Origin of the sequence: Pseudomonas sp. HLMP (assembly GCF_046365545.1) — a bacterium.
Classification (GTDB): Bacteria; Pseudomonadota; Gammaproteobacteria; order Pseudomonadales; family Pseudomonadaceae; genus Aquipseudomonas; species Aquipseudomonas guariconensis_B.
Window position 1 is genome coordinate 2,744,436 of sequence record NZ_JBDLLR010000001.1, and the last position, 25,787, is coordinate 2,770,222.

General features: G+C 65.4%; 27 protein-coding genes and 1 pseudogene. 18 read left to right on the forward strand and 10 right to left on the reverse strand.

From position 1 onward, the window contains the following. Window positions 1–71 precede the first annotated feature (71 nt). On the forward strand, window positions 72–635 hold the full coding sequence (locus ABFA30_RS12790; RefSeq protein WP_410045521.1) for a helix-turn-helix domain-containing protein: 564 nt from the start codon (window positions 72–74) through the stop codon (window positions 633–635). 4 nt (window positions 636–639) lie between these two features. Here the strand turns inward: ABFA30_RS12790 and ABFA30_RS12795 are convergent, their stop codons facing one another. Further along, a complete protein-coding gene (locus tag ABFA30_RS12795) occupies window positions 640–1,197 on the reverse strand; it encodes a cysteine hydrolase family protein (protein WP_253081655.1) in 558 nt (185 codons plus the stop codon). 82 nt (window positions 1,198–1,279) lie between these two features. On the opposite strand from ABFA30_RS12795, the gene ABFA30_RS12800 reads away from it, so the two are divergent. Beyond that, on the forward strand, window positions 1,280–2,263 hold the full coding sequence (locus tag ABFA30_RS12800) for a GlxA family transcriptional regulator (RefSeq protein ID WP_253081656.1): 984 nt from the start codon (window positions 1,280–1,282) through the stop codon (window positions 2,261–2,263). Window positions 2,264–2,355: 92 nt separating this feature from the next. Here ABFA30_RS12800 and soxR read toward each other — a convergent pair whose 3' ends face one another. After that, window positions 2,356–2,832 carry a redox-sensitive transcriptional activator SoxR gene (soxR, locus tag ABFA30_RS12805; RefSeq protein ID WP_225790431.1) on the reverse strand — a complete coding sequence of 159 codons (477 nt, stop codon included), beginning with the start codon at window positions 2,830–2,832 and terminating at the stop codon, window positions 2,356–2,358. An 86-nt stretch (window positions 2,833–2,918) separates the two neighbouring features. Here soxR and ABFA30_RS12810 point away from each other — a divergent pair, with 86 nt between their 5' ends. Next, window positions 2,919–3,299: an antibiotic biosynthesis monooxygenase gene (locus ABFA30_RS12810; protein ID WP_225790430.1), complete on the forward strand. Its 381-nt coding sequence runs from the start codon at window positions 2,919–2,921 to the stop codon at window positions 3,297–3,299. On the opposite strand, the gene ABFA30_RS12815 is transcribed toward ABFA30_RS12810, so the two are convergent. Both ABFA30_RS12815 and ABFA30_RS12820 read right to left on the reverse strand, forming a co-directional pair. Then, entirely contained in the window at window positions 3,278–4,048 is a 771-nt protein-coding gene (locus ABFA30_RS12815; RefSeq protein WP_225790429.1) for an alpha/beta hydrolase family protein, read from the reverse strand. The two genes, ABFA30_RS12810 and ABFA30_RS12815, sit on opposite strands and share 22 nt — an antisense overlap. Then, window positions 4,032–5,144 (reverse strand): DUF3182 family protein, encoded by a 1,113-nt coding sequence (locus ABFA30_RS12820; protein WP_225790428.1) that lies wholly within the window; start codon window positions 5,142–5,144, stop codon window positions 4,032–4,034. Before ABFA30_RS12820 ends, ABFA30_RS12815 begins: the two co-directional genes overlap by 17 nt. Before the next feature lie 305 nt (window positions 5,145–5,449). On the opposite strand from ABFA30_RS12820, the gene proX reads away from it, so the two are divergent. From proX to ABFA30_RS12840, 4 genes are all read left to right on the forward strand, one after another. Then, complete coding sequence (gene proX / locus ABFA30_RS12825; RefSeq protein ID WP_225790427.1) at window positions 5,450–6,478, forward strand: glycine betaine/L-proline ABC transporter substrate-binding protein ProX; 1,029 nt, start codon at window positions 5,450–5,452, stop codon at window positions 6,476–6,478. A 49-nt stretch (window positions 6,479–6,527) separates the two neighbouring features. Then, the gene (locus tag ABFA30_RS12830) at window positions 6,528–7,457 is read left to right on the forward strand and encodes an ornithine cyclodeaminase family protein (RefSeq protein ID WP_225790426.1); all 930 of its coding nucleotides are present in this window, start codon (window positions 6,528–6,530) and stop codon (window positions 7,455–7,457) included. Further along, complete coding sequence (locus tag ABFA30_RS12835) at window positions 7,402–8,373, forward strand: DMT family transporter (RefSeq protein WP_225790425.1); 972 nt, start codon at window positions 7,402–7,404, stop codon at window positions 8,371–8,373. The genes ABFA30_RS12830 and ABFA30_RS12835 overlap by 56 nt, the downstream gene beginning before the upstream one ends. Before the next feature lie 70 nt (window positions 8,374–8,443). Next, window positions 8,444–10,252 carry an aminopeptidase P family protein gene (locus tag ABFA30_RS12840; protein ID WP_253081662.1) on the forward strand — a complete coding sequence of 603 codons (1,809 nt, stop codon included), beginning with the start codon at window positions 8,444–8,446 and terminating at the stop codon, window positions 10,250–10,252. 35 nt (window positions 10,253–10,287) lie between these two features. On the opposite strand, the gene ABFA30_RS12845 is transcribed toward ABFA30_RS12840, so the two are convergent. From ABFA30_RS12845 to ABFA30_RS12855, 3 genes are all read right to left on the reverse strand, one after another. Beyond that, a complete protein-coding gene (locus ABFA30_RS12845) occupies window positions 10,288–10,569 on the reverse strand; it encodes a hypothetical protein (protein ID WP_225790423.1) in 282 nt (93 codons plus the stop codon). A gap of 191 nt (window positions 10,570–10,760) precedes the next feature. Beyond that, window positions 10,761–11,648: a threonine/homoserine exporter RhtA gene (gene rhtA / locus ABFA30_RS12850; RefSeq protein ID WP_225790422.1), complete on the reverse strand. Its 888-nt coding sequence runs from the start codon at window positions 11,646–11,648 to the stop codon at window positions 10,761–10,763. A gap of 414 nt (window positions 11,649–12,062) precedes the next feature. Continuing rightward, on the reverse strand, window positions 12,063–12,926 hold the full coding sequence (locus tag ABFA30_RS12855) for a universal stress protein (RefSeq protein ID WP_225788482.1): 864 nt from the start codon (window positions 12,924–12,926) through the stop codon (window positions 12,063–12,065). A 155-nt stretch (window positions 12,927–13,081) separates the two neighbouring features. On the opposite strand from ABFA30_RS12855, the gene ABFA30_RS12860 reads away from it, so the two are divergent. Continuing rightward, window positions 13,082–13,696 (forward strand): tRNA-(ms[2]io[6]A)-hydroxylase, encoded by a 615-nt coding sequence (locus ABFA30_RS12860; protein ID WP_225788481.1) that lies wholly within the window; start codon window positions 13,082–13,084, stop codon window positions 13,694–13,696. Window positions 13,697–13,707: 11 nt separating this feature from the next. Here the strand turns inward: ABFA30_RS12860 and ABFA30_RS12865 are convergent, their stop codons facing one another. Continuing rightward, entirely contained in the window at window positions 13,708–14,028 is a 321-nt protein-coding gene (locus ABFA30_RS12865; RefSeq protein ID WP_225788480.1) for a YqjD family protein, read from the reverse strand. 126 nt (window positions 14,029–14,154) lie between these two features. Between ABFA30_RS12865 and ABFA30_RS12870 the strand changes: the two genes are divergently transcribed. Further along, window positions 14,155–14,418 (forward strand): hypothetical protein, encoded by a 264-nt coding sequence (locus tag ABFA30_RS12870; protein WP_225788479.1) that lies wholly within the window; start codon window positions 14,155–14,157, stop codon window positions 14,416–14,418. A 65-nt stretch (window positions 14,419–14,483) separates the two neighbouring features. Here the strand turns inward: ABFA30_RS12870 and ABFA30_RS12875 are convergent, their stop codons facing one another. Continuing rightward, entirely contained in the window at window positions 14,484–14,960 is a 477-nt protein-coding gene (locus ABFA30_RS12875; protein ID WP_410045522.1) for an LEA type 2 family protein, read from the reverse strand. A gap of 135 nt (window positions 14,961–15,095) precedes the next feature. Here ABFA30_RS12875 and ABFA30_RS12880 point away from each other — a divergent pair. The 3 genes and pseudogenes from ABFA30_RS12880 to ABFA30_RS12890 form a co-directional block, all read left to right on the forward strand. Beyond that, window positions 15,096–15,602 (forward strand): annotated as a pseudogene (locus ABFA30_RS12880) (RNA polymerase sigma factor); the annotation flags it as partial. 4 nt (window positions 15,603–15,606) lie between these two features. Further along, a complete protein-coding gene (locus ABFA30_RS12885; protein ID WP_410045523.1) occupies window positions 15,607–16,488 on the forward strand; it encodes a FecR family protein in 882 nt (293 codons plus the stop codon). A gap of 210 nt (window positions 16,489–16,698) precedes the next feature. Next, window positions 16,699–19,041, forward strand: coding sequence for a TonB-dependent siderophore receptor (locus tag ABFA30_RS12890; RefSeq protein WP_410046042.1), 2,343 nt, complete (start codon window positions 16,699–16,701; stop codon window positions 19,039–19,041). A 105-nt stretch (window positions 19,042–19,146) separates the two neighbouring features. On the opposite strand, the gene ABFA30_RS12895 is transcribed toward ABFA30_RS12890, so the two are convergent. Next, a complete protein-coding gene (locus ABFA30_RS12895; protein ID WP_253167942.1) occupies window positions 19,147–20,046 on the reverse strand; it encodes a LysR family transcriptional regulator in 900 nt (299 codons plus the stop codon). 101 nt (window positions 20,047–20,147) lie between these two features. Here ABFA30_RS12895 and ABFA30_RS12900 point away from each other — a divergent pair, with 101 nt between their 5' ends. From ABFA30_RS12900 to ABFA30_RS12925, 6 genes are all read left to right on the forward strand, one after another. Then, the gene (locus tag ABFA30_RS12900) at window positions 20,148–21,230 is read left to right on the forward strand and encodes an extracellular solute-binding protein (RefSeq protein ID WP_410045524.1); all 1,083 of its coding nucleotides are present in this window, start codon (window positions 20,148–20,150) and stop codon (window positions 21,228–21,230) included. A gap of 3 nt (window positions 21,231–21,233) precedes the next feature. Continuing rightward, window positions 21,234–22,223 (forward strand): agmatinase, encoded by a 990-nt coding sequence (gene speB / locus ABFA30_RS12905; RefSeq protein ID WP_262923555.1) that lies wholly within the window; start codon window positions 21,234–21,236, stop codon window positions 22,221–22,223. A 223-nt stretch (window positions 22,224–22,446) separates the two neighbouring features. Beyond that, window positions 22,447–22,767 carry a hypothetical protein gene (locus tag ABFA30_RS12910; protein WP_225788472.1) on the forward strand — a complete coding sequence of 107 codons (321 nt, stop codon included), beginning with the start codon at window positions 22,447–22,449 and terminating at the stop codon, window positions 22,765–22,767. A gap of 23 nt (window positions 22,768–22,790) precedes the next feature. Next, window positions 22,791–23,939, forward strand: coding sequence for a PQQ-dependent sugar dehydrogenase (locus ABFA30_RS12915; protein WP_225788471.1), 1,149 nt, complete (start codon window positions 22,791–22,793; stop codon window positions 23,937–23,939). Between the two features lie 115 nt (window positions 23,940–24,054). After that, window positions 24,055–25,161, forward strand: a complete 1,107-nt coding sequence (zapE, locus tag ABFA30_RS12920; RefSeq protein WP_225788470.1) for a cell division protein ZapE — start codon at window positions 24,055–24,057, stop codon at window positions 25,159–25,161. 11 nt (window positions 25,162–25,172) lie between these two features. Further along, complete coding sequence (locus ABFA30_RS12925; protein ID WP_225788469.1) at window positions 25,173–25,751, forward strand: DinB family protein; 579 nt, start codon at window positions 25,173–25,175, stop codon at window positions 25,749–25,751. The last annotated feature ends 36 nt before the right edge of the window (window positions 25,752–25,787 follow it).

Sequence of the window (25,787 nt, forward strand, 5' to 3'; positions counted from 1 at the left end):
CGGAGGGGGCGGCGCACAATCGCCGCAAAAGTGGGCAGTATACTGCGCAACCCCTACCCGTGAGCAATATAGTGCACAAAGATTCCACCTACCGCGCCTCGGTGCTCCAGCATGTCAGCCAGAACGTTCGCCAACTGCGCAATACCGCCGGGCTGAGCCAGACCGCCCTGGCCGAGCGTTCCGGCGTCAGCCGGCGGATGCTGGTGGCCATCGAGGCCGGCGAGAAGAACGTCAGCCTCACCACCCTGGACCTGATCGCCGAAGCGCTCGGTGTGGCTTTCAGCACGCTGATCCAGGCCCCCGAGCAGCGCGACTCCAGCCGTATCGACGAACTGGCCTGGGCCGGCGAGCATCCCGGCAGCCGGGCGGTGCTGCTGGGCAGCAGCCCGGCCCGGCGCGAAGTCGAGCTGTGGGAGTGGACCCTGGCACCGGGCGAATGCTATGTCAGCGAGGCCGATGCCGAGGGCTGGAGCGAGCAGATCTACGTGGCCGAGGGCTGCCTGACGCTGGTCATCGAAGGGCGTGAACATCGCCTGCGGGCTGGCGAGTTCCACGTGTTCCCCAGCAATTGCCGGTACGCCTATCGCAACGACGCCCGCGAGCCCACGCGTTTCGTGCGCAACGTGGTGATCTGAGCGCTCAGCGGCCGTATTCGCCGAGCAGGGTATCGGTGTTCTCGACCCGGGCGTAGGCGAAGGCCAGCGCGGCCATGGAGGCCGCCTGCACTTGGGCGGCTGGCACCTGCTGGCCGGCGAAGTCCAGGGGCAGGGTGGCGCAGGCGTCGTGGGCCACCGCGACCTGGTAGCCGTGATCGGCGGCGGCGCGGGTCGCGGCGTCGATGCACATGTGGCTCATGCTGCCGACGATGGTCAGGGCCTGGACGGCGTGCTGGTCGAGCAAGGCCTTGAGGTCGGTATCGCGGAAGGCATTGACCTGGTGCTTGAGCACCACGGGCTCGCCTGGCGCCGGGGCGACCTTGGCGTGGATCTGCGCGCCTTCCGAGCCCGGGGCGAAGAAGGGGGCTTCGGCGCTGTCGAACTCATGCCGCACGTGCACCACCAGGTCGCCCCGTTCGCGGGCCGCGGCCAGCAGCCGGGCGGCGTTGTCGGCCGCTGCGTCGGCGCCGTCGAGTGTCCATTTGCCGCCGGGGAAGTAGTCGTTCTGGATGTCGATGATGACCAGGGCCTGCTTGCTCATGCTGCCTCCTGTGGCAGTAGTGGTTGGATGCGGATAGTTATAGGCTTGGGCGATCTTCCCTGGGATTGGCGCGATCGACAGAATGACGGCAAGAACTGACAGCACTGGCACCCTGGAAATCGGCGTGCTGGTCTATCCGGGGGCCCAGAGCGCGGCGGTGCATGGGTTGACCGACCTGTTCCGGGTGGCCAATCGGGTCGCCGCCGAGCTGGGCGCGGGCGACCTGCCGCCGCTGCGCGTGAGCCATTGGCAAGTCGATGCGCATGGGCACCTGCAGGTGATCCACGACAGCCAGCCCCAGGCCAGCCACCAGGTCCGAGCCTTGGTGATCCCGCCAAGCCTGGAGTCGGTGCCGGCAGCGCCGCTGCTCGAGCGACATCGGGCCCAGTTGCTCCAGTGGCACGGCCAGGGCACGGTGCTCGCCTCGGTGTGCATCGGGGTGTTCTTCATCGCCGCCAGCGGCCTGCTCGATGGGCGCGGGGCGTGCACCCACTGGAACTATGCCCAGGCCTTGGCAGAGCGCTTTCCCAAGGTCCGGGTCGAGGCCGGTCAGCCGCTGCTGGACGACGGCGACATCATGACTTCCGCCGGGCTGATGGCCTGGACCGAGCTTGGCTTGCGCCTGCTGGAGCGTTTTCTCGGCGCGACCCTGGCCAGGGAGACCGCTCGCTACCTGGCGGTGGAGCCGATGGCCACGGCATTGCCTGGCGCGCAGTTCAACCCCCGCCTGGACCATGGCGACGAGGCTGTGCTCAAGGTCCAGCACTGGCTGCAGGGCAACGGTGTGCTGGAGGCCAGCCTGGCGACCATGGCCAGCTGCGCGGGCCTGGAGCAACGTACCTTCCTGCGTCGTTTCCGCGCCGCCACTGGTCTGCGGCCGACCGAGTACTGCCAGCAGGTCCGGGTCGGACGGGCCTGCCGCCTACTGGAGTTCACCCGGCGCAGCGTCGACCAGATCGCCTGGGGCGTGGGGTACCAGGACCCGGGGGCGTTTCGCAAGGTGTTCCAGCGCATCACCGGCCTTACGCCCAGTGACTATCGGCGACAGTTCGCTGTGGCGGGGTGATGCATTTGGGGGCCGCGTAAAGCCACTATCAGTTCTCTGCGTGACAGCGCAGCCCAAAGGCTGGGTAATCTCCCACAGGTTCCGTATCGCTCTTATGAGTGAACAGGCGGTTCGGGCGGATGGGGCCCTGGCCCTTCGTCGGCCAGGCGATCATGGTGGTTGCGCAGGGGACATTCCTTCAGCGACAGGCAGCCACAGCCGATGCAGCCGTCCAGTTGGTCGCGCAGCAGGGTCAATTCATCGATGCGCCGGCTCAGGTCCTCGCGCCAGCGGGCAGAAAGCCTGCCCCAGTCCTCGGCGGTGGGGGTATGGTCCTTGGGCAGGGTGTCGAGGGCCAGTGCGATGTCCGCCAGGGCGATACCCAGGCGCTGAGCCATCTTGATCACCGCCACCCGACGCAGCATGGCCCGTGCATAGCGGCGCTGGTTGCCAGCGTTGCGGGTGCTGTGGATCAGCCCCTTGGCCTCGTAGAAATGCAAGGCGGTGACCGCCACCCCACTGCGCGCTGCCAGTTGGCCGACGCTCAGCAACCGGTCCTGGGGGTGGGAGGAGGGCGTCTTGCTCGGCATGGTAAAAAGTCCTTGACCTTGACTTAACTCGAGGTTTTACCCTCCTGGCCAACACGCTGCAAGTACCCGGAGCAAGGAGACTGTCCATGACGGCCAAGGCCCATTCCCTGTGGTTCACCCAGATGATCGAGTACGAGGTGCCGGCATCCCGGCAGGAGGCGCTGGCCCAGGCGCTGGTGCTGCGCAGCGAGGAGCTGGCTGCGCGCTGCGACGGGCTGCTGTCCGTCAGCATCCAGGCCAGCGACGATGGCTGCCGGGTGCTGCAGTACCTGCAGTGGCAGTCGCGCCGTGAATGGGCCGCGGCGGCGGAGCGCTTCGTCGAGGAGCCCTTTCTCGAACTGCTGTGCCAGCACCAGGCGCGTGGCGTGAACTTCGCTGCCTACCAGGCCCTGCGCAGCCTGGTGCGCGGCGCCGATGGCGGCCTGCACTGCCAGGTCGGCGAGTCTCAAGCATACCAGGGCGCATAGTGCGGGTAGCGGTCCAACCGCGCGCCGATCACCATTTCGCCGATCCAGGCGGCGAGGATCGAGCTGTAGGCCTTCTGGCTTTCCTCGCTGGACAACGCATGATCGGCACCGTCGACGATGCGGTGGGTCAGCGAGTGCGCCCCGACGAAGGCCGAGCGGTAGCTCATCAGGGTGTTGTGCGGCACATAGTCGTCTTGCTCCGACTCCACCAGCAGCACATCGCCGCCGAACTCCGCGCAGGCTGCCAGGGCACGATTGTCGCCCGGCCCGAGGATGCGCTGGCGGTAGACGTTCAGGCGCTGGCGGTCGAGGGCCTGTTTGGGGGTGTCCCAGTCGTCGTCCCAGTACAGGGCCGGCACGCGCAGGGCCAGCCACTTCACGGGGCGCTGGAGGGTCAGCAGGGTCGCCAGGTAGCCGCCATAGCTGCTGCCGATCAGGGCGATGGCGCTGGGGTCCACCGCAGGGTGGCTGGCCAGCCGGTCATAGGCGGCAACCAGGTCGCCTAGGTTCTGCTCGCGGGTGACGGTCAGGCGCTGGCTCTCGGTCTTTTCGTGGCCGCGCAGGTCGAAGGTCATGCAAACGCAGCCCAGCCCGGTGATGTGCCGGGCCCTGGCCAGGTCGCGCTGCTGGCTGCCGCCCCAGCCGTGGACGAAGAGGATCCCTGGCATCTTGCTGCCAGGGCTCACCAGGGTGCCGCAGATGCGGTCGTCCTCGACCTGCAGTTCAACGGTTTCACTCTCGATGGTCATGGTGGCGAATCCGCGCAAATTTGCTGAGTTGTCCAAGTTCACTGTCGTGTCCCTGATAGAAGAGTGTGGCATCGGCGGGCAGCTCGACGGGGCCGAACACTTCATGGCTCGAGGCGCGTACCCGCTGCAGCGCCGGGTCGTCGGCGAAGGCTTGCAGGGCCAGGACTTCGGCACTGCTGGCGCCACCCAGGCGCCAGGATTGCTCCAGCACGCCGCTGCGCAGGTGCTGGTGCGCATCCAGGCCGCGGGCGATGTCATAGTTGCGACGCGAGGCGATGAAGCCGGGAAAGTGCTGCTGCGCCGCGCGTTCATAGGTCATGGCCTGGGTGATCGCCAGGCGCAGGTGGTCTTCCAGGGGCAACTGCAACAGCGCCTCGTAGCCCCCGCGCACCACCAGCAGGTCAGAGCCGCCATAGACCTCGGTACCCTGGTGGTCGTGGGTCAGCTGTTGGGTGCCGTAGTAGCTGCAGACCAGGCCCGCGACGTGGACCTGGCCAACGCTGAAGGTCTGCACGTCGTCGAGGTGCTCCTCCAGCACCAGGCCACAGGTGGCCAAGGCTTGGTCGTCGAGCTGCGCGAGCGCCGGCTCCAGTTCGTCGATATGGGCGACGACCTGCTGGCCGCGCCCGGCGCAGGCCAGTACCGGCTTGACCCGTACGGGGCCCTCGCGCAGCAGCGCTTGCGCCGCGCGGCGCGCATCGACCCGACTGAACACGGTATAGCCGCGCAGCAGGGCATCGCCTGCCTGGTGGGCGAAGGCATCGGTCCAACCCACAGGGAAGCTGGCGCCGGCGAGCAAGGGATGGGAAATCGCCTTGGTCGCCATGTAGGGGTGCGCCACCAGGCCGCCGAACAGGTCCTGTTCATCGAGGATGCCCAGGCGACGATAGCGCTGCGGGTCGACCAGGGTGTCGGTCGGCAGGTAGTAGTAGCGGTCGGCGGCGGTAGGTGGCCTGGTGGGTTCTGCACGGTCGATACCCAGCAGTTGGGCCAGGCAGTCGGCGAGCTTGAGGTGGACCGCATGTTCATGGTCCGGGCTGTGCTCGCGGGTATCGAGCAGTACGACGGCGGTTTTCGGCTCGCGGGAGTGGGGCATGGGCGTGCCTTTGCGCTGTGGGTGTATGGGGTGTGAAGCCGCCCGGGCGGCGAAGTTCAGCGCAATTGATCGGTGGTTGCCGGCGTTCGGAGCCTGCGCCCTGCCGGGCTCGAGGCTGTGAACCTGGTGCACCGGGATACCATAAATTGACGCTCCCATCCTATTTCCGCGCTGTAGAGGGGGCTACAGTGCGCCAAGCCCTCCGATGATGACGCCCTTTGCAACCCGCGCCGGGCGGCACAAGGCTGTCCGAGGCTTACCGTCCATTGCGTCGCACACTCAATAACAAGAAAAGGTACGCGAAGATGCACGAGTCCAGGTTCACCCGCCATTTCGTTCGCTATGCGTCAGCCGCGCTGTTCACCGTGGCTTCCCTGTCTGCCAGCGCTTCGGCGGACAAGCCGGGGGAGGGGGTGAAGATCACGCCGGCCTTCCCCTCGGTCGAAGAGGAGCGCTTTCGCGGCGAGATCGCCATGCAGGGCCTGCGCGAGCTGGGCTACAAGGTGCAGAAACCCAAGGAAACCGAATACGCCACCATGGTGCTGGCGGTCGGCTACGGCGATGCCGACTTCTCCGTGAACCTATGGGACAAGCTGCACGAAAGCTTCTACGAGAAGGCCGGGGGCGACCAGAAGATGGTCAAGGCCGGTGACATCCTGCCGGGTGTGTTGCAGGGCTACCTGATCGACAAGAAGACCGCCGATGCGCACGGCATCAAGTACATCACCGACCTGAAGAAGCCAGAGATCGCCAAGCTGTTCGACACCGACGGCGATGGCAAGGCCGACCTGACCGGTTGCAACCCGGGCTGGGGTTGCGAGCTGGTGATCGCCCACCACATGAAGGCCTACGACCTGGAGAAGACCGTGCACGTCAACCAAGGCTCGTACTTCGCACTGATGGCCGACACCATCACGCGCTTCAAGGAGGGCAAGCCGGTGCTCTATTACACCTGGGTACCTCAGTGGGTCGCCGGTGTGCTGGTCGAAGGCCGCGACGTGGTCTGGCTGGAGGTGCCCAGGACCGACCTGCCGGGTGGCGACAACGCGGTCGACACTACCTACCAAGGCAAGAATCTGGGCTTTGCCGTGGACAAGGTCGAAGCCGTGCTGAACCGGGACTTCGCCGACAAGAACCCGGCGGCGCTGAAGTTCCTCTCGCTGATGCAGATCAGCGCCGCCGACGAGAGCGCGCAGAACCTGAAGATGCAGCAGGGTGAGAAGAGCCCCGCCGACATCCAGCGCCACGCCAAGGCGTGGATCGCCGCTCACCGCCAGCAGTTCGACCAATGGCTGCAGGCTGCAAGGGCCGCGGCCACCCAGGCCCGCAACTGAGCCTGCCGGGGCATCGTTCATCTACCAGCAATACAGGGAAATCCCTCACATGCAGATCATTGGCGCCGAACAGATAAACGCCGTGCTGGGCTGGGGAGGCGTGCTCGATGCGCTTCGCCGGGTGCACCTGGGGCCACGTCCGGTCAGCGGCGCCTATTTCCTCGGCGACAGCGAGTATGGGCTGTTCAGCCGGGGAGTGGTGCTGCCGGGGCAGGGCGCGGGGGTGAAGATCGCCTCGATCTTTCCTGCCAACCTCGACGCGAGGCCACCCTTGCCCTCGGAGCAGGCGGCCTTCGTGGTGGTCGATGAGCGTACCAAGGCCATCAGCGCCATCTTCGATGGCCCGGCCATCACTGCCTGGAAGACGGCCGCAGACTCGGCGCTGGCGGCCGAGCGCCTGAGCCGGCCGGACAGCGCCGTGCTGTTGGTGCTGGGGGCTGGGCCGATCGCCCGAGCGCTGGTCGAGGCCTACTTGCATATCCGTCCCGGTATCCGCCAGGTGCTGCTATGGAACCGCACCGCCTCGAAACTCCAGCAGAGCGTCGCGCAACTGCAGGATCGAGGCATCGAGGCCAGCCTCGTCACGCAACTGGACGAGGCCGTTGGCCGCGCCGACATCATCGTCTGCGCCACCAGCGCTGCGCAGCCCTTGGTCAAGGGGCTGCATGTGCGTCCTGGGAGCCATATCGACCTGGTGGGTGGCTTCCGCCCGGACATGCGGGAGGCCGACAGCGCTGCGGTGGCGGCCGCACGCCTGTTCGTGGACGACCGTAACAGTGCGCTCGAGGCCGGCGACCTGCAGGTACCGCTGCAAGCGGGCCTGATCAGCGAAGCCAGCATCGAGGCCGATCTGTTCGAACTCTGCCAGGCGCCTTCGATCTTGCGCAGGGCCGACGACATCACGCTGTACAAGAACGCCGGTGGTGCGCACCTGGATCTGGCTGTATGCCAGCATGTGCTACGTCTCCTCAAGGGCTGAGACCAGGGCGTCGCGCAAGATGAATACAGCGGCGCAACGCCTGAGTGCGGTTGACCAGGCGAGGGGCACACGGATCGGTATCGGCCTGTGTCTGCTCTCGATGTTCGTGTTCGCAGCCCAGGACGGGATCACCAAGATACTGGTCAAGGACCTGCCGATCGCACAGATGGTCATGGTGCGTTACTGGTGCTTCCTGTTGTTCGCGGTGTGCTTCGTGTCGATGAAGGGCGGGGTGGGCAATGCGCTCAGGAGCGCCCATCCCTGGCTGCAGATGGCGCGCTCATTGCTCGGCGTCTTCGAGATCGCCGTGTTCGGCCTGGCGTTGCGGTACCTGGGGCTCGCCGAAACCCATGCGATCTACGCCATCTTCCCCTTGCTGACGATGGCCTTGGCCGCCGTCGTGCTGCGTGAGCATGTCAATCTGCGCCAGTGCCTGGCGGCGATCGTCGGCTTTGGCGGAACCTTGATCATCCTCAAGCCTGGCATTGGGGTGTTCAGCCTGGCCTCGTTGATCCCCCTGCTGGCGGCCTTGATGTTCGCGTCGTTCAACATCTTGACGCGCAAGATCAGCACGGCCGACTCCTTCGCCACGAACATGCTGTACATGGGGTTCTGGGGCGCCGTCGCGTCGACCGCTATCGGCCTTCCCCAATGGGTTGCGCCTTCCCCGGTGCAGCTCGGCCTGATGCTGGTGCTCTCGATGACGGGGGTGGTAGCACAACTGTTGCTGCTGCAGGCGCTGAAGTTCGCGCCTGCGGTGACCTTGCAGCCGTTCAACTATTCGTTGCTGGTGTTCGCTTCGTTGATCGGTGTCGTCTGGTTCGGGGAACTGCTCGATGTGTTCCTCGTCGTGGGCGCGGGGCTGGTCGTCCTGGGCGGGATGTTTTCGGTCCGGCGGCAGAAGGGGGTGGGGTGACAGGGCATGCGCGCTACTCCATTATCGACGGTCTGGAATGGTCAACGATGATGTGTCCGCAGGAGTGCGCATGAATAGTCAGTCCCCGATTCAGGAAAGCGTTCCGGCCCGCCTGGCGCGCGTGCGTGAGGTGATGGCCAGGGAAGGGGTGGATGCCCTGCTGGTGCCCTCGGCCGACCCGCACCTGTCCGAATACTTGCCTGGCCACTGGCAGGGGCGGCAATGGCTGTCCGGCTTCCATGGCTCGGTGGGCACCCTGGTGGTGATGGCGCGCTTCGCTGGACTGTGGGTCGACAGCCGTTACTGGGAGCAGGCGCAGAAGGAACTGGAGGGCAGTGGCATCGAACTGATGAAACTGCTGCCTGGCCAGCCAGGCGCGCTGGAATGGCTCGGCGAGCATGTCGAACACCACGGCGTCGTGGCGGTGGATGGCGCGGCCATGGCGCTGGCTTCGGCACGCCAACTGCGCGAGCGCCTGGAGGCCAGGCAGGTGCGCTTGCTGACTCACCTGGATCTGCTGGGGCAGGTATGGGACGAGCGGCCGGCCCTGCCCGGCAACCCCGTCTACCAGCACCTGCCACCCCATGCGACCGTCAACCGTGCGCAGAAACTGGCCGGATTACGCCAGGCATTGCAGGCGCAGGGGGCCGACTGGCACTTCATCGCCACCCTCGACGACATCGCCTGGTTGTTCAACCTGCGTGGCAGCGATGTGTCCTATAACCCAGTGTTCGTTTCCTTTGCCTTGGTCGGCCAGACGCAAGCGACCCTGTTCGTCGGCCTGGACAAGATCGACGATCATCTGCGCCAGGTATTGCAAGTCGATGGCATCGAGGTGCGTGATTACGCCGAGGCTGGGCCGGCCCTGGCGGCACTGACACCGGGCAGCCGCCTGCTGGTGGATCCGGCACGGGTGACTTGTGGGCTGCTGGACAACCTCGACGAGCAGGTGCAACTGCTCGAAGGGCTCAACCCAACCACCTTGAGCAAGTCGCGCAAGGGCGAGGAGGAGCTGGTGCATGTTCGCCAGGTCATGGAGCAGGACGGCGCCGCGCTGTGCGAGTTCTTTGCCTGGTTCGAGGCGAACCTGGGCAAGGAAGTCATTACCGAGCTGACCGTCGATGAACGCCTGAGCGCGGCGCGTGCCCGCCGTCTGGGGTTCGTGTCACTGAGTTTCTCCACCATCGCGGCCTTCAACGCCAATGGCGCCATGCCGCATTACCGGGCCACCGAGCAGTCGCATGCGGTGATCGAGGGTGATGGACTGCTGCTGATCGATTCTGGTGGTCAGTACCTGGGCGGTACCACCGACATCACCCGGATGGTGCCGATCGGCAATCCCAGCCGCGAACAGCGCGAGGATTGCACGCGGGTGCTCAAGGGCATGATCGCGCTGTCGCGGGCCACATTCCCTCGCGGTATTGCCTCGCCGTTGCTCGATGCCATCGCCCGGGCGCCGATATGGGCCGACCAGGTCGACTATGGGCATGGCACCGGGCATGGCGTGGGTTATTTCATGAATGTCCACGAAGGGCCGCAGGTCATCGCCTACCAGGCGGCGACCTTGCCACAGACCGCCATGCAGCCGGGCATGATCAGCTCGATCGAGCCTGGTACCTATCGCCCGGGCGCCTGGGGCGTGCGCATCGAGAACCTGGTGGTCAACCGCGAGGCTGGCAAGAGTGCGTTCGGCGACTTTCTGGCCTTCGAGACCTTGACGCTGTGTCCGATCGATACCCGCTGCCTGCTGCCCGAGTTGCTCGGGGCACAGGACATCCAGTGGCTCAATGGCTATCACGCCATGGTGCGGGAACGGTTGGCGCCATTGCTCAAGGGCGAGGCCCTGGCCTGGCTGGAGACGCGCACCGCGCCGGTTTGAGCCTGGCGGGGAGGGCAGCGACCGACTTTACGGGGTCACTTGCAGAGGACGATCATGCTGCGGCTGGTATAGCCTGCGGGATTGATACCGAACAGGTAGTCCCCGGGCTCCTCGTCCGCATCGCCGGAGCGGGCGACGACCTTGTAGCCGCGGTTGCCACAAGCGCTGGCTGCCTTGCTGTAGCACTTCTCCCACGAGGAGGAGAGCCCCGAGCAGTTGATGTGCAGGCCTTTTTTCCCCCGCTTCACCTCGGTCTTGGCGGTGGCGGCGCATCCAGCAATGGCCAAGATGGCCAGGATGAGCAAAATACGTTTCATTCCTGTCCTTAAATACGGAGCCGACCAGCATGCCTGACCCCGATGTCGTCGCTTCGTTTCTTCCTGAAACTTTCCTTGCATCCGTGTTCGGCACAGTAGATAGCGTAAAGATTATGGTCGTGTGACAGCTTAATCAGCCCGGCGAGTGGGGACAATGGTTTATAGCGGTTCAAATGAAAATATTTCTCATATCAATCGGCCGCTACCGGAGGCGGGCTCTCCCGTCGCATCGACAGAGTGGCACCTACCGACGCGCTGATGATGGCGAGAATCGCCAGCCATTGCGTCAGGCTCAGGACCTCGCCCAGGAACAGTAGGCCCGACAGGGCGCCGAATGCTGGCTCGATGCTCATCAAGGTACCGAAGGTTCGTGCCGGCATGCGCGTCAGCGCCACCATCTCCAGGCTGTAGGGCAGTGCCGTCGACAGGATGGCGACACCCAGGGCGACCGGGATCAAAGCTGGAGTGAGCAACGCGCTGCCAGCATGGACGACCCCGATGGGGGCGACGAACAGCGCCGCGATCACCACGCCGAGGGCAGCGCTCTGTATACCGTGCTCCGCGCCTGCTCGTTGGCCAAAGAGGATGTAGAGTGCCCAGCACACCCCGGCACCCAGGGCATAGCCGGCGCCGAGCAGGTCGATGGCACTGCCGGTCTGGCCCACCGGAATCAGCAGCAACAGCCCGGCGACGGCCAGGGCGATCCAGAGAAAATCCAGGGCCCGGCGCGAGGCGAGGATCGCGACGGCCAAGGGGCCGGTGAACTCCAGGGCGACAGCGATGCCCAGCGGGACCGTGCGCAAGGACATATAGAAGAGGAAGTTCATGCCGCCCAGCGCCATGCCATAGATGATCACGCTGCGCAGGGTGTTGGCGGTCATGCGTACCCGCCATGGTCGCAGCAGGAGCAACATGATGATGCTGGCGAACACCAGGCGCAGGGTGGTGGTGCCCTGGGCGCCGACGATGGGGAACATGCTCTTGGCCAGGGAGGCGCCGGACTGGATCGAGGCCATGGCGATCAGCAGCAGGCCGATGGGGAAGAGGGTAGCGGCCAGGCTGCGGGGGTGGGTGTTCATTTCAGGGGGGGGCTGTCCTTGGATCGGGTGAGCACTATAGTGCGCAATAGGTGGGGCAGCTCGCAAGTGGGGACAGCGGCCCGGTGCTTGTGGAAGCGGGCTTGCTGGTGATGCGCTCGGGCACATTGTTGAAGTTTATTAAGGATTTATGAAAATAACGGTTGACGGGGTTTCGAATCCCCTTATAATGCGCCCCACTTCCGACGTAGTCGAAACGAAAAACTCCTTGAGATTCAACGAGTTGAAATCGCCGATGGTAGTGTGGGGTTTCCCCATGTGAGAGTAGGTCATCGTCAAGATTCATTTCGCAAAACCCCTATCTGCGCGAGCAGGTAGGGGTTTTGTCTTTCTGGCGCCTGGCTGGGATCGGCGATGGGCCGTGAAGCGGCCCCACTGGCGACATATCAAGGGCACTCACCCCCGAGCCAGCTCCGCCAGGTGTGCGCTCGCCTCTTCACTCTTGAGGACCAGTACATCCCCTTCCAGAGAGTCGAGCACCACCTCCGACGTATTGCCGATCAAGGCACCGGAAATGCCTGTCCGGCCCACGGTACCGATGATGGTCACCACCGCATCCAGTGCCTTCTCGCTATAGGGAATCAGCACGTCCGCTGGCCCTTCGGCGATATGCAGGTGTTCATCGTCAATGCCATATTCGGCCTGGAAGGCCGTGCAGGCTTCGCGGTAACGCTGCTCGATGGTTTCCGAGAGTTGGTAGGTCGGGTCTGACGCCGACAGCATGGGAGAAGGATGAGCAGTGGCCACGTGCAGCTCACCCTTGGCCAGGGTGGCGATGGCATGACCGTGGTCGATGATGCTGGCATGCAAGCGGCGGTGGTCTTCATCGTTGTTGCCCACATCCACTGCCGCCAGGATCACGCCACCGGTCCAGGGGCGCTCGCTCTTGACCATCAGCACCGCACACGGGCAATAGCGCAGCAGTTTCCAGTCGCCGGGCGTCAGCAGGGCCTTGCGCAACGGATTGTCCGGACGATGCTCCTTGATCACCAGTTCGCAACCTTCGGCCTGCTGTACGGCGATGATCGATTCGTACAGGCTGTCATGCCACGCCTGTTCCTGAGTGACGTTATCGTAACCGTCGTCATGCAACTGGCTGGCGAGCAGGCTGAGCAGGGCACTGTGGTCCTGTTTCTTGTCGCACATCAGCAGGTGCAGACGTGCACCGGTCACACCCGCAATGAGCTTGGCCCGGGTCAGGGCCCGGCTATGGGCATGCTCGGGATCGAGAACGACGAGGATGCTGCGGACGGCTTGCATGGGCAGGGCTCCCTTGGGAAAAGACGGCCAATGTCTGACTATAGTCGGCGTCCCGCACGGTGCTGCTTGACATGCATCAAGCATAGCTGCTGGCGATCGGCGCCGCCCCCGGTATAATCGCCGGTTCTGCCGTTGGCCTGTGTAGCTGTGAGTTTATGTCCCTGATTCCCGAAATCGACGCCTTCCTGGGCTGCCGTACCCCTGATGCCTGGATCGAGGCAGCGCTCGCCGACCAGGAAACCCTGTTGATCGATCACAAGAACTGCGAATTCAAGGCGGCCAGCACGGCCTTGAGCCTGATCGCCAAGTACAACACCCACCTTGACCTGATCAACATGATGTCGCGCCTGGCCCGTGAGGAACTGGTGCACCACGAGCAGGTGCTGCGCCTGATGAAGCGTCGTGGCATCACCCTACGACCGGTCTCGGCGGGGCGCTACGCTTCCGGCCTGCGGCGTCTGGTGCGCGCCCACGAACCGGTCAAGCTGATCGATACCCTGGTGGTCGGTGCCTTCATCGAGGCCCGCAGTTGCGAGCGCTTCGCCGCCCTGGTGCCGCACCTGGACGAGGAGTTGGGTACCTTCTACCACGGTCTGTTGAAAAGCGAAGCCCGTCACTACCAGGGCTACCTGAAGCTCGCCCACCAGTATGGAGACGCGGCAGACATCGCCCGTGTCGTGGAGCAGGTGCGTGAAGCGGAAGCCGAACTGATCCGCTCCCCTGACCAGGAGTTCCGCTTTCACAGCGGTGTTCCACTGCAGGCAGCCTGACCCCTAGGACATCAGTGACGCCGTCCCAGCAGCAGGCCCACCACCAGGCCGAGCCCGGCACTGATCGCGACGGTCTGCCACGGATGGCCGCCGATATAGTCCTCGGTGGCCTCCACCACCGGTTGCGCCTTGTCGCGCAGCTTGCTCGTCGCCTGCTGGGCCTGGCGCAGCTTCAGGCTGATCTGGGCACGCAGGGTGTCGGCTTCCTCGCCCACCAGCGAGGCGCTGTCGTTGAGCAGCCGCTCGGACTCCTCGATCAGTGCCTGCAGTTCGCTGAACACCTGGTCCTTGATCTGTTCGCTGTCGGCTTGCGCAGTGGTTTTCCTGGCCATAACACGTCCTCGTCGCTGGGTTGTCAGAGCAATGGATAACGGTGCCTCGGGAAAGTTGCAGCGGCGTACCGGCCACCGGCCGCTACGGTGTAAGATAGCGTCCATTTTCACGTTGCAGGTAATCCCATGAGTTTCAATCTGGCCAACAGAAGCTTCGAGGAACGAGCGCAGATCGAGGCGGAGAAAGCTCGGCTGTTCGAGCTCTGGCAAAACAATCTCGGCAAGGCCAAGGGCGAGGCCGGCCGCTTGATCGCCGAGAAGCCCCGGCGCAAAGGCAAGTGGGCCGAATGGGTGCGCGCCGAACTGGACGCCCTGTCGCCACCCGAATACGCCAACATGGTGCGTAGCGAAGTCAACAAGATGATGGCGGCTGCCAGCGCCAATCGTTGATAGCGGCCGATAGGCAGGGCAGGAGCGCGGACGCAAGGTCGCCGCAACGCTTTCCCGCCGTAGCCTTACCTGGCCAAGCCAGCCTCCGGCAGGTCGAGCTTGCCCTTGTCGGTGAAGCGCACGGTGCCCAGCGGGCCGCCGGCCAGCTTGCCGCGCAATACGTAAGGTAGCCCCTGCAACGAATCCAGTCGGCTCAGGCCATAGGCCTGGCGCAGCACGGCGAATGCGGTGATGCTAACCGGCACCACGATCACGGCCTCGTCGTAGCGGCCGATGTGCCCTTGCTGGTCGCTGACACCAGCGGCCAGGGGTTGGCCATTGACCTCCAGGTTGAGGGCGATGCCGTTGAAGTCGACGGGCGTTTCGTTGGGATTCTGCACGCGAATCTTCACCGCCATGCGCATTTCCAGCTCCTGCCCCGGCAGCGGCTCGGCGCCGATCACGCTGATGTTCAGCGGGTCGCGGGGCTGGAACAGGGCGCAGGCATTGAGGGCGCAGGCAAGCAGCAGGATCAGCCAGAAACGGGCAGGGCGAGCAGTCATGGAGGCGGGCCTTGGCGTTGAAAGCGAGTTGGCAGTGTGGCAAATGCACGGCGGCGTTGAAAGTACCGGGCCTTATGAAAGATACTGTTTCTCATTAACGCCCGATAATCTCTCTTACTGGCCCATCCATCTTCCATGCTGACGTCTCCCGCGTCTGGTCTGCTGGCGAGTTTCCAGGAGCACTACGACGACCTGTTGCAGTTTCTCACCCGGCGCATGAGCGACCGGCAGCGTGCCGTCGACGTGGCCCAGGAGACCTACCTCAAGCTTGTGAAGATCGAGGCGCAGGCCGTCCCCGTGCTGCATGCGCGCAGCTTCATCTTCCGGGTCGCCGGCAACCTGGCGATCGATGCTCTGCGACGCGAACAGCGCCTGGCGGCCAATCATGAGGGCAGCGACGACGCAGGTGAGGTGCCGTGCCCAGCACCGGCACCGGAGGCCGTGCTGCTGGCCAGCGAGCGCCTGCAGATGCTCGACGAAGCCCTGCTGCAGTTGTCCAGCAATGCCCGCCAGGCCTTGCTGCTCAATCGCATCGAGGGCCTGACCCAGGCGCAGATCGCACAACGGCTGGGCGTTTCCGAGAGCATGGTGGCAAAATACATCGGCCAGGCGTTGCGCCATTGCCGCGACTGGCTCAAACACAACCATGACTGACGCCCTCACCATGCCCACGCCGCAACCGCTCAGCGACCTGTCCGACGATGCCCTCGACTGGCAGGTATTGCTGCATTCGGGCAACGCCAGCGCCGCCGACCGCTCGCGCTACCAGCGCTGGTGCCGACTGAGTCCGGCCCATGCCGAAGCGGCCAGGGAGGCCGAGGCGCTGTGGCTGGATATCGGCCACACGGTGAGTGCGCAGGTTTTCGAAGCCGCCCCGGCACCACGCAAGCGCCGCTGGCTTGCCGGTATCGCCGCTTCGGTGGTGCTGGTCTTGGCCGGCTACACCGGGTGGCAGCAGGCGCCGGTGTGGCTGGCCGACTACCATACCGGCATTGGCCAGCGGCAGAGCATCACCCTGGCCGATGGTTCGCGAGTGACCCTCAACAGCGCCAGCGCGCTGTCCGTGGCGTTCAACGAGCGTGAACGCCGGGTGCTGCTGGAAGCGGGCGAGGCGTTGTTCGAAACGGCGCCTGACCCTCGCCCGTTCGTGGTCGAGACGGCAGGTGCGCCCGTACAGGGTGGCGAAGCGGTGTTCAGCGTGCGGCGCGAGGCCAGCGGCAGCCGCGTGGTGCTCGCTCAGGGCGAGGCTACGGTAGGCGGCAGGACGCTGCCGGTGTCGCCGGATGCCCAGGCCCAGACCGCCTGGCAGCGTGGCAAGCTGATCTTCAATGGCAAGCCCTTGGGGCAGGTGCTTGCCGAACTGGAGCGCTACCAGCACGGGCGGATCCTGCTGCCCGACACCCAACTGGCAGCGCTCGAGGTCAGCGGCGTGTTCGACCTGGACGACCCGCAGGCCTTGCTGCGCACCCTGGAGCAGCGCTATGCGCTGAAGGTCACCTACCTGCCGTGGTTGGCAGTGGTTCACTGAGCGAAAAAAAGTTTGAGTTTTTTTGCCTTTCGGACTGCAAGTTCGTGAGCGCTGGAACGTCGTAGTGGGACTGATCAGCAACCCATTCTCATTTACGACTTGTCTGGAAGCTCATTCGTGAAGGCTACGCTCAAGCTCCTGCACCGCCGCGGCGGCCGCTTCAACCCTGTCCTGTTGTCCTGCAGCGCACTGGCCATCCTGGCTGGGCCCATGCAGGCGTTGGCCGCGACGGCGCCCGCCGATGCCCAGGTGCAGGCTCGCCAGGTCCAGTTGAACCTGCCAGCGCAATCCCTGGACCAGGCGCTCACCCGCTTCGCCGACCAGGCGGGCCTGCACCTGCTGTACACCACCAGCGACGTGGCCGGCCTGCGCAGCCCGGCGCTGCGGGGTAGCTACAGCATCGAGCAGGCGTTGCAGCAGTTGCTCGCCGGCAGTGGCATGAGCTGGCAGTTCAGCGACGCCCGTACGGTAACCCTGCGCAAGGCCGAGGCCGCTCCGCAGAGCGTCAGCCTCAAGCCCATCGAAGTCAGCGTGGCCTCGCGCACCAGCACGGCGATCAGCGAGATCCCCGGTACCGTCTGGGTGGTCGACCAGCAGCAGCTGCGCGAGCAGATCGACAGCGGCGTGAGCCTCAAGGAGGCCATCGGCAAGCTGGTGCCGGGCCTAGACCTGGCACCGGAAGGGCGCACCAACTATGGCCAGAACATGCGCGGACGCAACGTGCTGGTGATGATCGACGGGGTCAGCCAGAACAGCTCCCGTGGCCTGTCGCGCCAGTTCGACAGCATTTCGCCGTTCAACGTCGAGCGCGTCGAGGTGCTCTCCGGCGCCAGCGCCATCTATGGCGGCGGCGCCACCGGCGGCATCATCAACATCGTCACCAAGAAGGGCGAACCGGGTCCGCTGCGTTTCGAGACCCAGCTCGGTGCCAGCAGCGGTTTCAACAACAGTGACGACCTGGCCACCCGCGTCGCACAGTCCATCAGTGGTGGCAACGACCGAGTCAACGCCCGCCTGGGGATTTCCGGGGAGCAGAACGAGGCCTTCTACGATGGCGGCGGCGACCAGATCTTCATCGACAACACCCAGACCGACCTGCAGTACAACCGCACCATCGACGTGCTCGGCACCCTGGGCCTGACCTTCACCGAGGAACAGAGCCTGGACCTGTTGGCCCAGTACTACGATTCCGGCAACCACGGCAGCACGGGCATCTATTTCCCGCACCTGAACCACAACGCGCCGTCGGACCTGGAGGATGCCGAACTGCGCAGCGGCTATTCCTCGGACCTCGAGCCGCGCACCCGGCGCCTGCTGCTCAACGCCAACTACCACCACACCGATGTGCTGGGCCAGGACTTCTACCTGCAGGCCTCGTATCGCAAGGAAGACGACAACTTCTACCCGTTCCCTTACTACAACCCCGGCACGCCGGCAGGATCGCGTGGCGTGTACTTCGCCGCCTCGCAGCAGAACTTCGAGGTCAGCAGCCTGAAGGCATTGTTCGCCAAGCAGTGGGACACGCTCAAGCTGACCTATGGCGTCGACCTGGATCGCGAGCGCTTCAACGCCGAGCAGACCACGTTCGATGCGCAAACGTCGTCCGAGAGCGGTGGCCTCGACCTGGACAAGGCCAGCAAGGCGCCGCGCTACCCCAGCTACCGGGTGGACGGCGTCTCGCTCTACGCCCAGCTGGACTGGCATGCCACCGACAACCTGACCCTTTCCGGCGGTGCGCGCCGCCAACAGATGGATGTGGATGTCAGCGACTTCAAGAACGTGCCCGGTGGCAGCAACGACTACCAGGTCAACCTGTACAACCTCGGTGCCATCTATGACTTCAAGAACGGCCACCAGGTGTGGGCCAACTATGGCGAGGGCTTTGACCTGCCTGACCCAGCCAAGTACTACGGCAAGCCGGGCTTGAGCGTGGCCGACAACCCGCTGGCGGGCATCAAGAGCCGCCAGGTCGAGCTGGGTTGGCGCTATGCGGACCTGGACTGGGATGCCCAGGCGGCGCTGTACTACATCTGGTCGGACAAGGTCATCAACTTCGATGCCCAGACCCTGGCCATCGATGTGGATGACAAGAAGAGCCGCGACTTCGGTTTCGAAGGCGCCTTGACCCGCCACTTCCAGAGCGGCTGGGAGGCCGGTGGCACGCTGCACCTGGTGCGGTCGGAGGAAGAGGATGCCGATGGCGACTGGATCAAGCGCGATGCCCGCTATGCGTCGCTGTCCAAGTCCACCGCCTTCGTCGGCTGGAAGGGCGAGGGGCGTAGCGCGCGCCTGCAGGCCAACCATGCCTTCACCCTCGAGGACGATGCCGACCACGAGATCGACGGCTACACGACCTTCGACCTGCTGGCCAGCCAGGACACTGGCTTCGGCACGTTCAGCGCGGGCATCCAGAACCTGCTGGACAAGCAGTACAGCACCGTCTGGGGGCAGCGTGCGACCCTGTTCTACTCACCGACCTATGGGCCGGCCTACCTCTATGACTACCAGGGGCGCGGGCGCACCTACACCCTGACCTGGAGCCTGGCCTACTGAGTGCAGGTACTTAGGGCCAGCTCGCTCCTACAGGTTCGGCGCTGACCTCAAGTGCAGCGCGGTCTCTGTGGGGCTTGCCGGCGATGGGCTGCAAAGCCGCCCCAACTACGCTGTACAGGCGAACGCTGCCAGCAAATCCTCGGCAAACGCCTGTTGCGCTTCACCCGGCACCCGGCCACGGTGACGGGCGAGGGTAAAAGGCACGACGAAATCCAGGGACGGATCCAGCGCCCGCAACGCCCCCTGCGCCTCCCAAGGCCCGGCGCAGTGGCAGGGCAGGTAGCCGATGTGCCGGCCAGACAGGATGAAGGTCAGCACGCTGTCGATTTGCTCGGCCTGCGCCGAACTGCGCTGGCTCATGAAGGGTTCGCCACCCTTGAGAAGGCGGTAGGAGTGGCGCACCTGGTCGGCCTCGAGCAGGGCCTGGCGGTCCACCTGCCCCTGGGTGAACAGCGGATGCTGCCTGCCGCAGTACAGGCGCTGGGTTTCCTCGAACAGCGGCTGGTAGTCGAAGGCCGCCTGGTTGCCGGAAAAGTAGCTGATGGCGTAATCCAGGCGCTGCTCCAGCAGCAGGCGCTCAAGCTCCGCCGGCGGCGCGCTGATCAGCTCCAACTGCACCGACTCCTCGCGCTGACGAAAACGCCCGATGGCCTCGGCCAGGCGCAGGGTGATGACCTTGTCCTGGTTCTCCGCCATGCCGATACGCAGCGTGCCCAGCAGCCGCCCGGCCACGCCATTGGCCTGCTGGCGGAACTGCTCGATCTGTACCAGCAGCCCACGGGTCGCCTCGAGCAAACGCTCGCCCTTCTCGGTCAGGCGAAAGCCACTCTTGCCACGGCTGCACAAGCGATAGCCCAGGCGCGTCTCCAGGCGCGCCATCTGCTGGCTGATGCTCGGCTGGCTCAAGCCCAGCACACCTTGGGCGGCACTGAAGCCACCGGCCTCGACTACAGTGACGAACAGCCGCAGCAGGTGCAGGTCCGGGTCTTGCAATTGTCCGAGCATCACATTGCTCCTGATGAATGTCAGCTTTGCAAACTTGCGATTCTTGCAATGTAGCGCGACTGGCATGCTGTCGGCATCCACCCATTGCCGAGGTGTCCACCATGCGCCGTTCGTTATGCCTGTTGTCCCTGGTTCTGGCCCTGCCGCTGCAGGCCGAAGAGAAGGTCGTCAACCTGTACAGCTGGGCTGACTACGTGGCCCCGCAGACCCTCCAGCGCTTCGAGCAGGAGAGTGGCTACAAGGTGCGCTACGACACCTTCGACACCACCGAGGTGCTGGAAACCAAGCTGCTGACCGGCGGCAGTGGCTATGACGTGGTGGTACCGTCGTCCACCGTGCTGGCCCGGGCGCTCCAGGCCAACGCCTTGCAGCCGCTGCAGGCACAGGCCATGCCGGGCTACGCCAACCTCGACCCGGACCTGCTGGCCAAGCTGGCCGAGGTCGACCCCGGCAACCTCTATGCGCTGCCCTACACCTGGGGCACCCTCGGCCTGGGGGTGAATGTCGAGGCCGTGCGCCAGCGCCTGGGCGACGAGGTGCCGCTGGACAGCCTCGACCTGCTGTTCAAGCCCGAAAACGCCAGCCGGCTCAAGGACTGTGGCATCGCCATGCCCGATTCGCCCCAGGAGGTGATCGGCCTGGCCCTCCATTACTTGGGCAAGGACCCCTATAGCCAGGAAAAGGCGGACCTCGACGCGGCCCAGGCGCTGCTTCGCCAGTTGCAACCCTCGGTCAGCTACGTGGCCAACGGCCGCCAGATCAATGACCTGGCCAACGGCAGCGTATGCCTGGCGCTCACCTACAATGGCGATGCCGCCATGGCGGCCGACCAGGCGCATCGTGCCGGCAAGGGGTTCGAGCTGATCTACCGGATCCCCCGGGAGGGCACCCTGGTCTGGCAGGACAACCTGGCCATTCCCAAGGATGCCCCGCACCCGGAGGCTGCCCGCGCGCTCATCGCCTTCATGCTGCGCCCCGAATCGGTGGCCGAGCTGACCAACACGCTGTTCTTCGCCAACGCCAACCAGGCCGCCACGCCCCTGGTGGACGATGCCGTACGCAACGACCCGGATATCTATCCGCCCAGCGAGGTACGCCAGCGCCTGTATGGCGATCGCAGCATGGCGCTGTCCGACCTGCGCCAGCGCAATCGCCTGTGGACGGCGTTTCGCAGCCGCCAGTGAACAATGACGACAACCAGGAGCCCAACCGTGGAACACGCCCAGAACAACGACCAGGCCATGACCCGTGACAGCCTCTACGGCACCGTCGCGGAAAGCACCTACGCCGGTATCACCAGTTTTTCCCGGCGCCGCTATAGCCGCGACCTGCGCGGGGTCGATGTGGTGGTGAGCGGTGTCCCCTTCGACACCGCCACCAGCAACCGCCCTGGGGCGCGTTTCGGGCCGCGGGCGATCCGTGCCGCCTCGGTACAGCAGGCCTGGGAGCGGCACTGGCCCTGGGCGTTCGACCCGTTCGACCACCTGGCGGTGATCGATTATGGCGACTGCGCCTTCGACAGTGGCAGGCCCGAGTCGGTACCCGACAGCATCGAGGCGCATGCCTCGCGTATCCTGGAGGCCGGTTGCGCCATGCTCACCTTCGGTGGCGACCACTTCATCAGCTACCCGCTGCTCAAGGCCCATGCCAGGCGCCACGGGCCGCTGGCGCTGATCCACTTCGATGCGCACAGTGACACCTGGCCGGACGAGGAGGACAAGCGCATCGACCACGGCACCATGTTCTGGCACGCCGCCCGCGAGGGGCTGGTGGACCCGGCCAGTTCGGTGCAGATCGGCCTGCGTACCACCAACGACGACAGCCAGGGTTTTGCCATCCTCGACGCTCGCCAGGTCCATCGTCAGGGTACCGAGGCGGTGGTCGCGGCGATTCGCCAGCGGGTTGGCGAGCGACCGGTGTACCTGACCTTCGATATCGACTGCCTGGACCCAGCCTATGCGCCAGGCACCGGCACGCCGGTCTGCGGTGGCCTGAGCACCGTGCAGGCGCTGGAGATCCTGGGGGGCCTGCGGGGTATCAACCTGGTGGGCATGGACCTGGTGGAAGTGGCGCCGGCCTACGACCACGCCGACATCACCGCCCTGGCCGGGGCGACGCTGGCCATGGAGATGCTGTGCCTGTATGCGGCTCGGCACAAGGTAGATAGCGACGAGTGAGCCCCCAGGGCCTAATCGCAGGCAAGCCCGTTCCCACAGCCTCAAGTTCGGCGCTATTTCTGTGGGGGCGGCCTTGTGTCGCGAATGGAGCGTGAAGCGACCTCTCGGGCCCATACTGAAACATCACGAATCATCTCTATCCGCATTCGCACTTTTGCCGCGAACCTGTAGCGCCTTAGGCTATCCAACGCTTGAGCGCGCTTTTTCGTACAGGGGGTGAAGCATGAATCCCACATTACCGTGCCTGGCCATCGGCCTGTTGCTGAGCCTGCCGCTGCCGGCTGCGCCACTCCCGCAACCGCTGTTCCTCGCCGCTGACAGGAACAACCCGTACAACAGCCCGATCCAGCGCGCCAACCCCAACAGCCGCCAGGGCAGCGTACCGGCCACGCCACCGGTGCGTGGGCCATCGACCCAGCCCAACCCCCGCCCGCCGACCCTGGACAACCGCGGCATCGGCAATGGCGAGAACCTGCGCCGCGAACAGCAGACCCCCAACCTGGAACCCACCCGGCCACCGCGCGACAGCCAACGCGCGCCGTAAGCCCCACCGGAAGGAGCCCCCGCATGACGCCACGCACCTGGTTGACCACCCTGGCCGTCGCCGCCCTGATGCCCCTGCTGGCCCAGGCCGCTGCCGAACAGCAGTTTCCCAGCGAGGAGGGGCAGTTGACCGTCAGCACAGTCGCCGACGGCCTGCGCAACCCCTGGGCACTGGCCTTTCTCCCCGATGGCCAGCACATGCTGGTCACCGAACGCCAGGGCAACCTGCGGGTCGTCAGCCGCGAGGGCAAGGTCGGCCCGCCCCTCGCGGGTGTGCCCAAGGTCTGGGCCGTAGGGCAGGGTGGCTTGCTCGACGTGGTGCTGTCGCCGGAATTCGCCCAGGACCGCACCGTCTACCTGTCCTACGCCGAGGAAGGCGCCGATGGCAAGGCTGGCACCGCAGTTGGCCGCGGCCAGTTGTCCCAGGACCTGGCGCGTCTGGAGAACTTCACGGTGATCTTCCGCCAGCAGCCCAAGCTGTCCGACGGCAATCATTTCGGTTCGCGCCTGGTGTTCGACCGCGACGGCTACCTGTTCATCGCCCTGGGCGAAAACAACCAGCGCCCGACCGCCCAGGACCTGGACAAGCTGCAGGGCAAGGTCGTACGCATCCTGCCCGACGGCGAAGTACCCAAGGACAATCCCTTCGCCGGCCAGGCCAACGTACGCTCCGAGATCTGGTCGTACGGCCACCGCAACCAGCAGGGCGCAGCGCTCAACCCCTGGACGGGCGAGCTCTGGACCCATGAGCATGGCCCGCGGGGCGGCGACGAGATCAACATTCCGCACGCGGGCAAGAACTATGGCTGGCCGATCGCCACCCACGGCATCAACTATTCGCTGCTGCCGATCCCCGAGGCCAAGGGCAAGCACGTGGAGGGCATGACGGACCCGCACCATGTCTGGGAGAAGTCGCCGGGCATCAGTGGCATGGCGTTCTACGACCGCCCGACCTTCAGGGCCTGGGACCACAACCTGTTCATTGGCGCGCTGGTGAGCCAGGAACTGATCCGGTTGCAGCTCGATGGCGACAAGATCGTTCATGAAGAACGCTTGCTGGGCGAGCTCAAGGCGCGTATCCGCGACGTGCGGGTGGGGCCGGATGGTTACTTGTACGTGCTGACCGATGCCACGGATGGGGCGTTGCTCAAGGTGGGGTTGAGGGAGGGCTGATTCGTCATTGCTGGGCCCCCGGCGATCATCCTGGCCAACGCAATGGCCGGGGCAGCTGTCAGCCAGAACCCGGCGGGATGTCGTACCATGGCGCTTTTGCCCAGGGTGCAACGGCATGCCACTCGACCCCCGAACCCTCTACCAGCAGGCTCTCGATGCGCAGGGTTTCGTCCCCGATGCCGCCCAGGCCTTGGCAGTGGACGCGCTCCAGGCCTGCTTCGAGGCGTTGACCCGGGGTGAATCCACCCAGGGAGTCTACCTCTGGGGCCCGGTCGGGCGTGGCAAGACCTGGCTCATGGACCAGTTTCACCGCTGCCTGCAAGTCGCGGCGCGGCGCCAGCACTTCCACCATTTCATGGCCTGGGTCCACCAGCGGCTGTTCCAGCTCAACGGCACCGCCGACCCGTTGCAGGCGCTGGCCCGGGAACTGGCCGGGCAGATCCGCGTGCTGTGCTTCGACGAGCTGTTCGTCAGCGATATCGGCGATGCGATCATCCTGGGGCGTCTGTTCCAGGTGCTGTTCGACCAGGGCGTGGTGATCGTCGCCACCTCCAACCAACCCCCACACCAGCTGTACCGCGACGGCTTCAACCGCGAGCGCTTTCTCCCGGCGATCGCCGCCATCGAGCGGCACATGCGCGTGCTGGCCGTGGCCGGCGAGCAGGACCACCGTTTGCACCCCGGTGCGGTCCGCCAACGCTACTGGGTCGCCGAACCCGGCCAGCCCGGTGCCCTGCAGGCGGTGTTCCAGCAACTCAGTCCGACCGATGCGGGGACCGACCAGCCCTTGCAGGTCGGCTCCCGGCAAGTCCGTGTGGTGCGACGCAGCGCGCAGGCGATCTGGTGCCGCTTCGCCGACTTGTGCGAACAACCTCTGGCGGCCATGGAGTTCATGGCCTTGTGCGACCGCTTCGCGGCGATCCTGGTGGACGGTATCCCGGCCCTGGGCGGCACGCAGCGGGCCGGGCGCATCGCCCGGGGCACCGAGGATGGTGCCCGGCGAGTCGAGGCGGGCGACCGCGAGCTGCCGACGCTGGCGCCCAAGGATGACAGCGTGCGGCGTTTCATCGCCCTGGTCGATGAATGCTACGACCGTCGGGTCGCCCTGTACCTGGAGGCCGAAGTCCCGCTCGAAGCGCTCTACACTCAAGGGTATCTGGCGTTCCCGTACCAACGGACCCTGAGCCGGCTACGGGAGATGCAACTGCAACGCTTCGCCTGAAGGAGCCGACCATGGAGCCGCTGTCGCATCATCTGCTGACCCAGGCCTACAACAACGGCTGGGCCAACCACCGCCTGTACAAGGCTTGCCTGCAACTGACCCAGGACGAGTTCGTCGCCCCGCGTTGCAGCTTCTTTCCTTCGATCAAGGCCACCCTCAACCACCTGCTGACGGTGGACTGGTTCTACCTGCACGCGCTGGAGTGCGAGCAGCGCGGCGAGGCGCCGGACCCGGATGGTGAGCGCTTCTTCGAGCCCGAGCAGCCGTTCGCCACCTGCGCCGACCTGTATGCCGAGCAGGCCCAGGCCGACCATCGGCTGATCGCCTATTGCCAGCAATTGCGCGATGACCAGTTGCACCGCTACGTGAGCATCGTGCGCCCGGACCGTCTGCAGCGTGAGCCGCGCCTGCGTGTGCTGGCGCACGTGTTCGAGCACCAGATCCACCACCGTGGGCAGGTGCATGCGATGCTCAGCGACACGTCGGTCCGCCCGCCGCAGCTGGATGAGTTCTTCCTGGAAGAGGAAGCCGACCTGCGGGCGGATGATTTCGCCGAACTGGGCTGGAGCGAGGCGCTGGTCTGGAAGTGATGGCGAGGGGCCAATGCCCCTCAGTCATGCGACATT

Bases quoted from the DNA above. Each gene is read 5' to 3' on its own strand.
- ABFA30_RS12900 (WP_410045524.1), top strand. From the start codon at position 20,148: ATGCGCCGTTCGTTATGCCTGTTGTCCCTGGTTCTGGCCCTGCCGCTG.
- ABFA30_RS12870 (WP_225788479.1), top strand. From the start codon at position 14,155: ATGAGTTTCAATCTGGCCAACAGAAGCTTCGAGGAACGAGCGCAGATC.
- zapE (WP_225788470.1), top strand. From the start codon at position 24,055: ATGCCACTCGACCCCCGAACCCTCTACCAGCAGGCTCTCGATGCGCAG.
- ABFA30_RS12895 (WP_253167942.1), bottom strand. From the start codon at position 20,046: ATGCTCGGACAATTGCAAGACCCGGACCTGCACCTGCTGCGGCTGTTC.
- ABFA30_RS12855 (WP_225788482.1), bottom strand. From the start codon at position 12,926: ATGCAAGCCGTCCGCAGCATCCTCGTCGTTCTCGATCCCGAGCATGCC.
- ABFA30_RS12885 (WP_410045523.1), top strand. From the start codon at position 15,607: ATGACTGACGCCCTCACCATGCCCACGCCGCAACCGCTCAGCGACCTG.
- ABFA30_RS12875 (WP_410045522.1), bottom strand. From the start codon at position 14,960: ATGACTGCTCGCCCTGCCCGTTTCTGGCTGATCCTGCTGCTTGCCTGC.
- soxR (WP_225790431.1), bottom strand. From the start codon at position 2,832: ATGCCGAGCAAGACGCCCTCCTCCCACCCCCAGGACCGGTTGCTGAGC.
- ABFA30_RS12840 (WP_253081662.1), top strand. From the start codon at position 8,444: ATGAATAGTCAGTCCCCGATTCAGGAAAGCGTTCCGGCCCGCCTGGCG.
- ABFA30_RS12795 (WP_253081655.1), bottom strand. From the start codon at position 1,197: ATGAGCAAGCAGGCCCTGGTCATCATCGACATCCAGAACGACTACTTC.
- ABFA30_RS12815 (WP_225790429.1), bottom strand. From the start codon at position 4,048: ATGACCATCGAGAGTGAAACCGTTGAACTGCAGGTCGAGGACGACCGC.
- ABFA30_RS12865 (WP_225788480.1), bottom strand. From the start codon at position 14,028: ATGGCCAGGAAAACCACTGCGCAAGCCGACAGCGAACAGATCAAGGAC.
- ABFA30_RS12915 (WP_225788471.1), top strand. From the start codon at position 22,791: ATGACGCCACGCACCTGGTTGACCACCCTGGCCGTCGCCGCCCTGATG.
- ABFA30_RS12890 (WP_410046042.1), top strand. From the start codon at position 16,699: ATGCAGGCGTTGGCCGCGACGGCGCCCGCCGATGCCCAGGTGCAGGCT.
- ABFA30_RS12800 (WP_253081656.1), top strand. From the start codon at position 1,280: ATGACGGCAAGAACTGACAGCACTGGCACCCTGGAAATCGGCGTGCTG.
- ABFA30_RS12830 (WP_225790426.1), top strand. From the start codon at position 6,528: ATGCAGATCATTGGCGCCGAACAGATAAACGCCGTGCTGGGCTGGGGA.
- ABFA30_RS12845 (WP_225790423.1), bottom strand. From the start codon at position 10,569: ATGAAACGTATTTTGCTCATCCTGGCCATCTTGGCCATTGCTGGATGC.
- rhtA (WP_225790422.1), bottom strand. From the start codon at position 11,648: ATGAACACCCACCCCCGCAGCCTGGCCGCTACCCTCTTCCCCATCGGC.
- speB (WP_262923555.1), top strand. From the start codon at position 21,234: ATGACGACAACCAGGAGCCCAACCGTGGAACACGCCCAGAACAACGAC.
- ABFA30_RS12910 (WP_225788472.1), top strand. From the start codon at position 22,447: ATGAATCCCACATTACCGTGCCTGGCCATCGGCCTGTTGCTGAGCCTG.
- ABFA30_RS12925 (WP_225788469.1), top strand. From the start codon at position 25,173: ATGGAGCCGCTGTCGCATCATCTGCTGACCCAGGCCTACAACAACGGC.
- proX (WP_225790427.1), top strand. From the start codon at position 5,450: ATGCACGAGTCCAGGTTCACCCGCCATTTCGTTCGCTATGCGTCAGCC.
- ABFA30_RS12820 (WP_225790428.1), bottom strand. From the start codon at position 5,144: ATGCCCCACTCCCGCGAGCCGAAAACCGCCGTCGTACTGCTCGATACC.
- ABFA30_RS12810 (WP_225790430.1), top strand. From the start codon at position 2,919: ATGACGGCCAAGGCCCATTCCCTGTGGTTCACCCAGATGATCGAGTAC.
- ABFA30_RS12860 (WP_225788481.1), top strand. From the start codon at position 13,082: ATGTCCCTGATTCCCGAAATCGACGCCTTCCTGGGCTGCCGTACCCCT.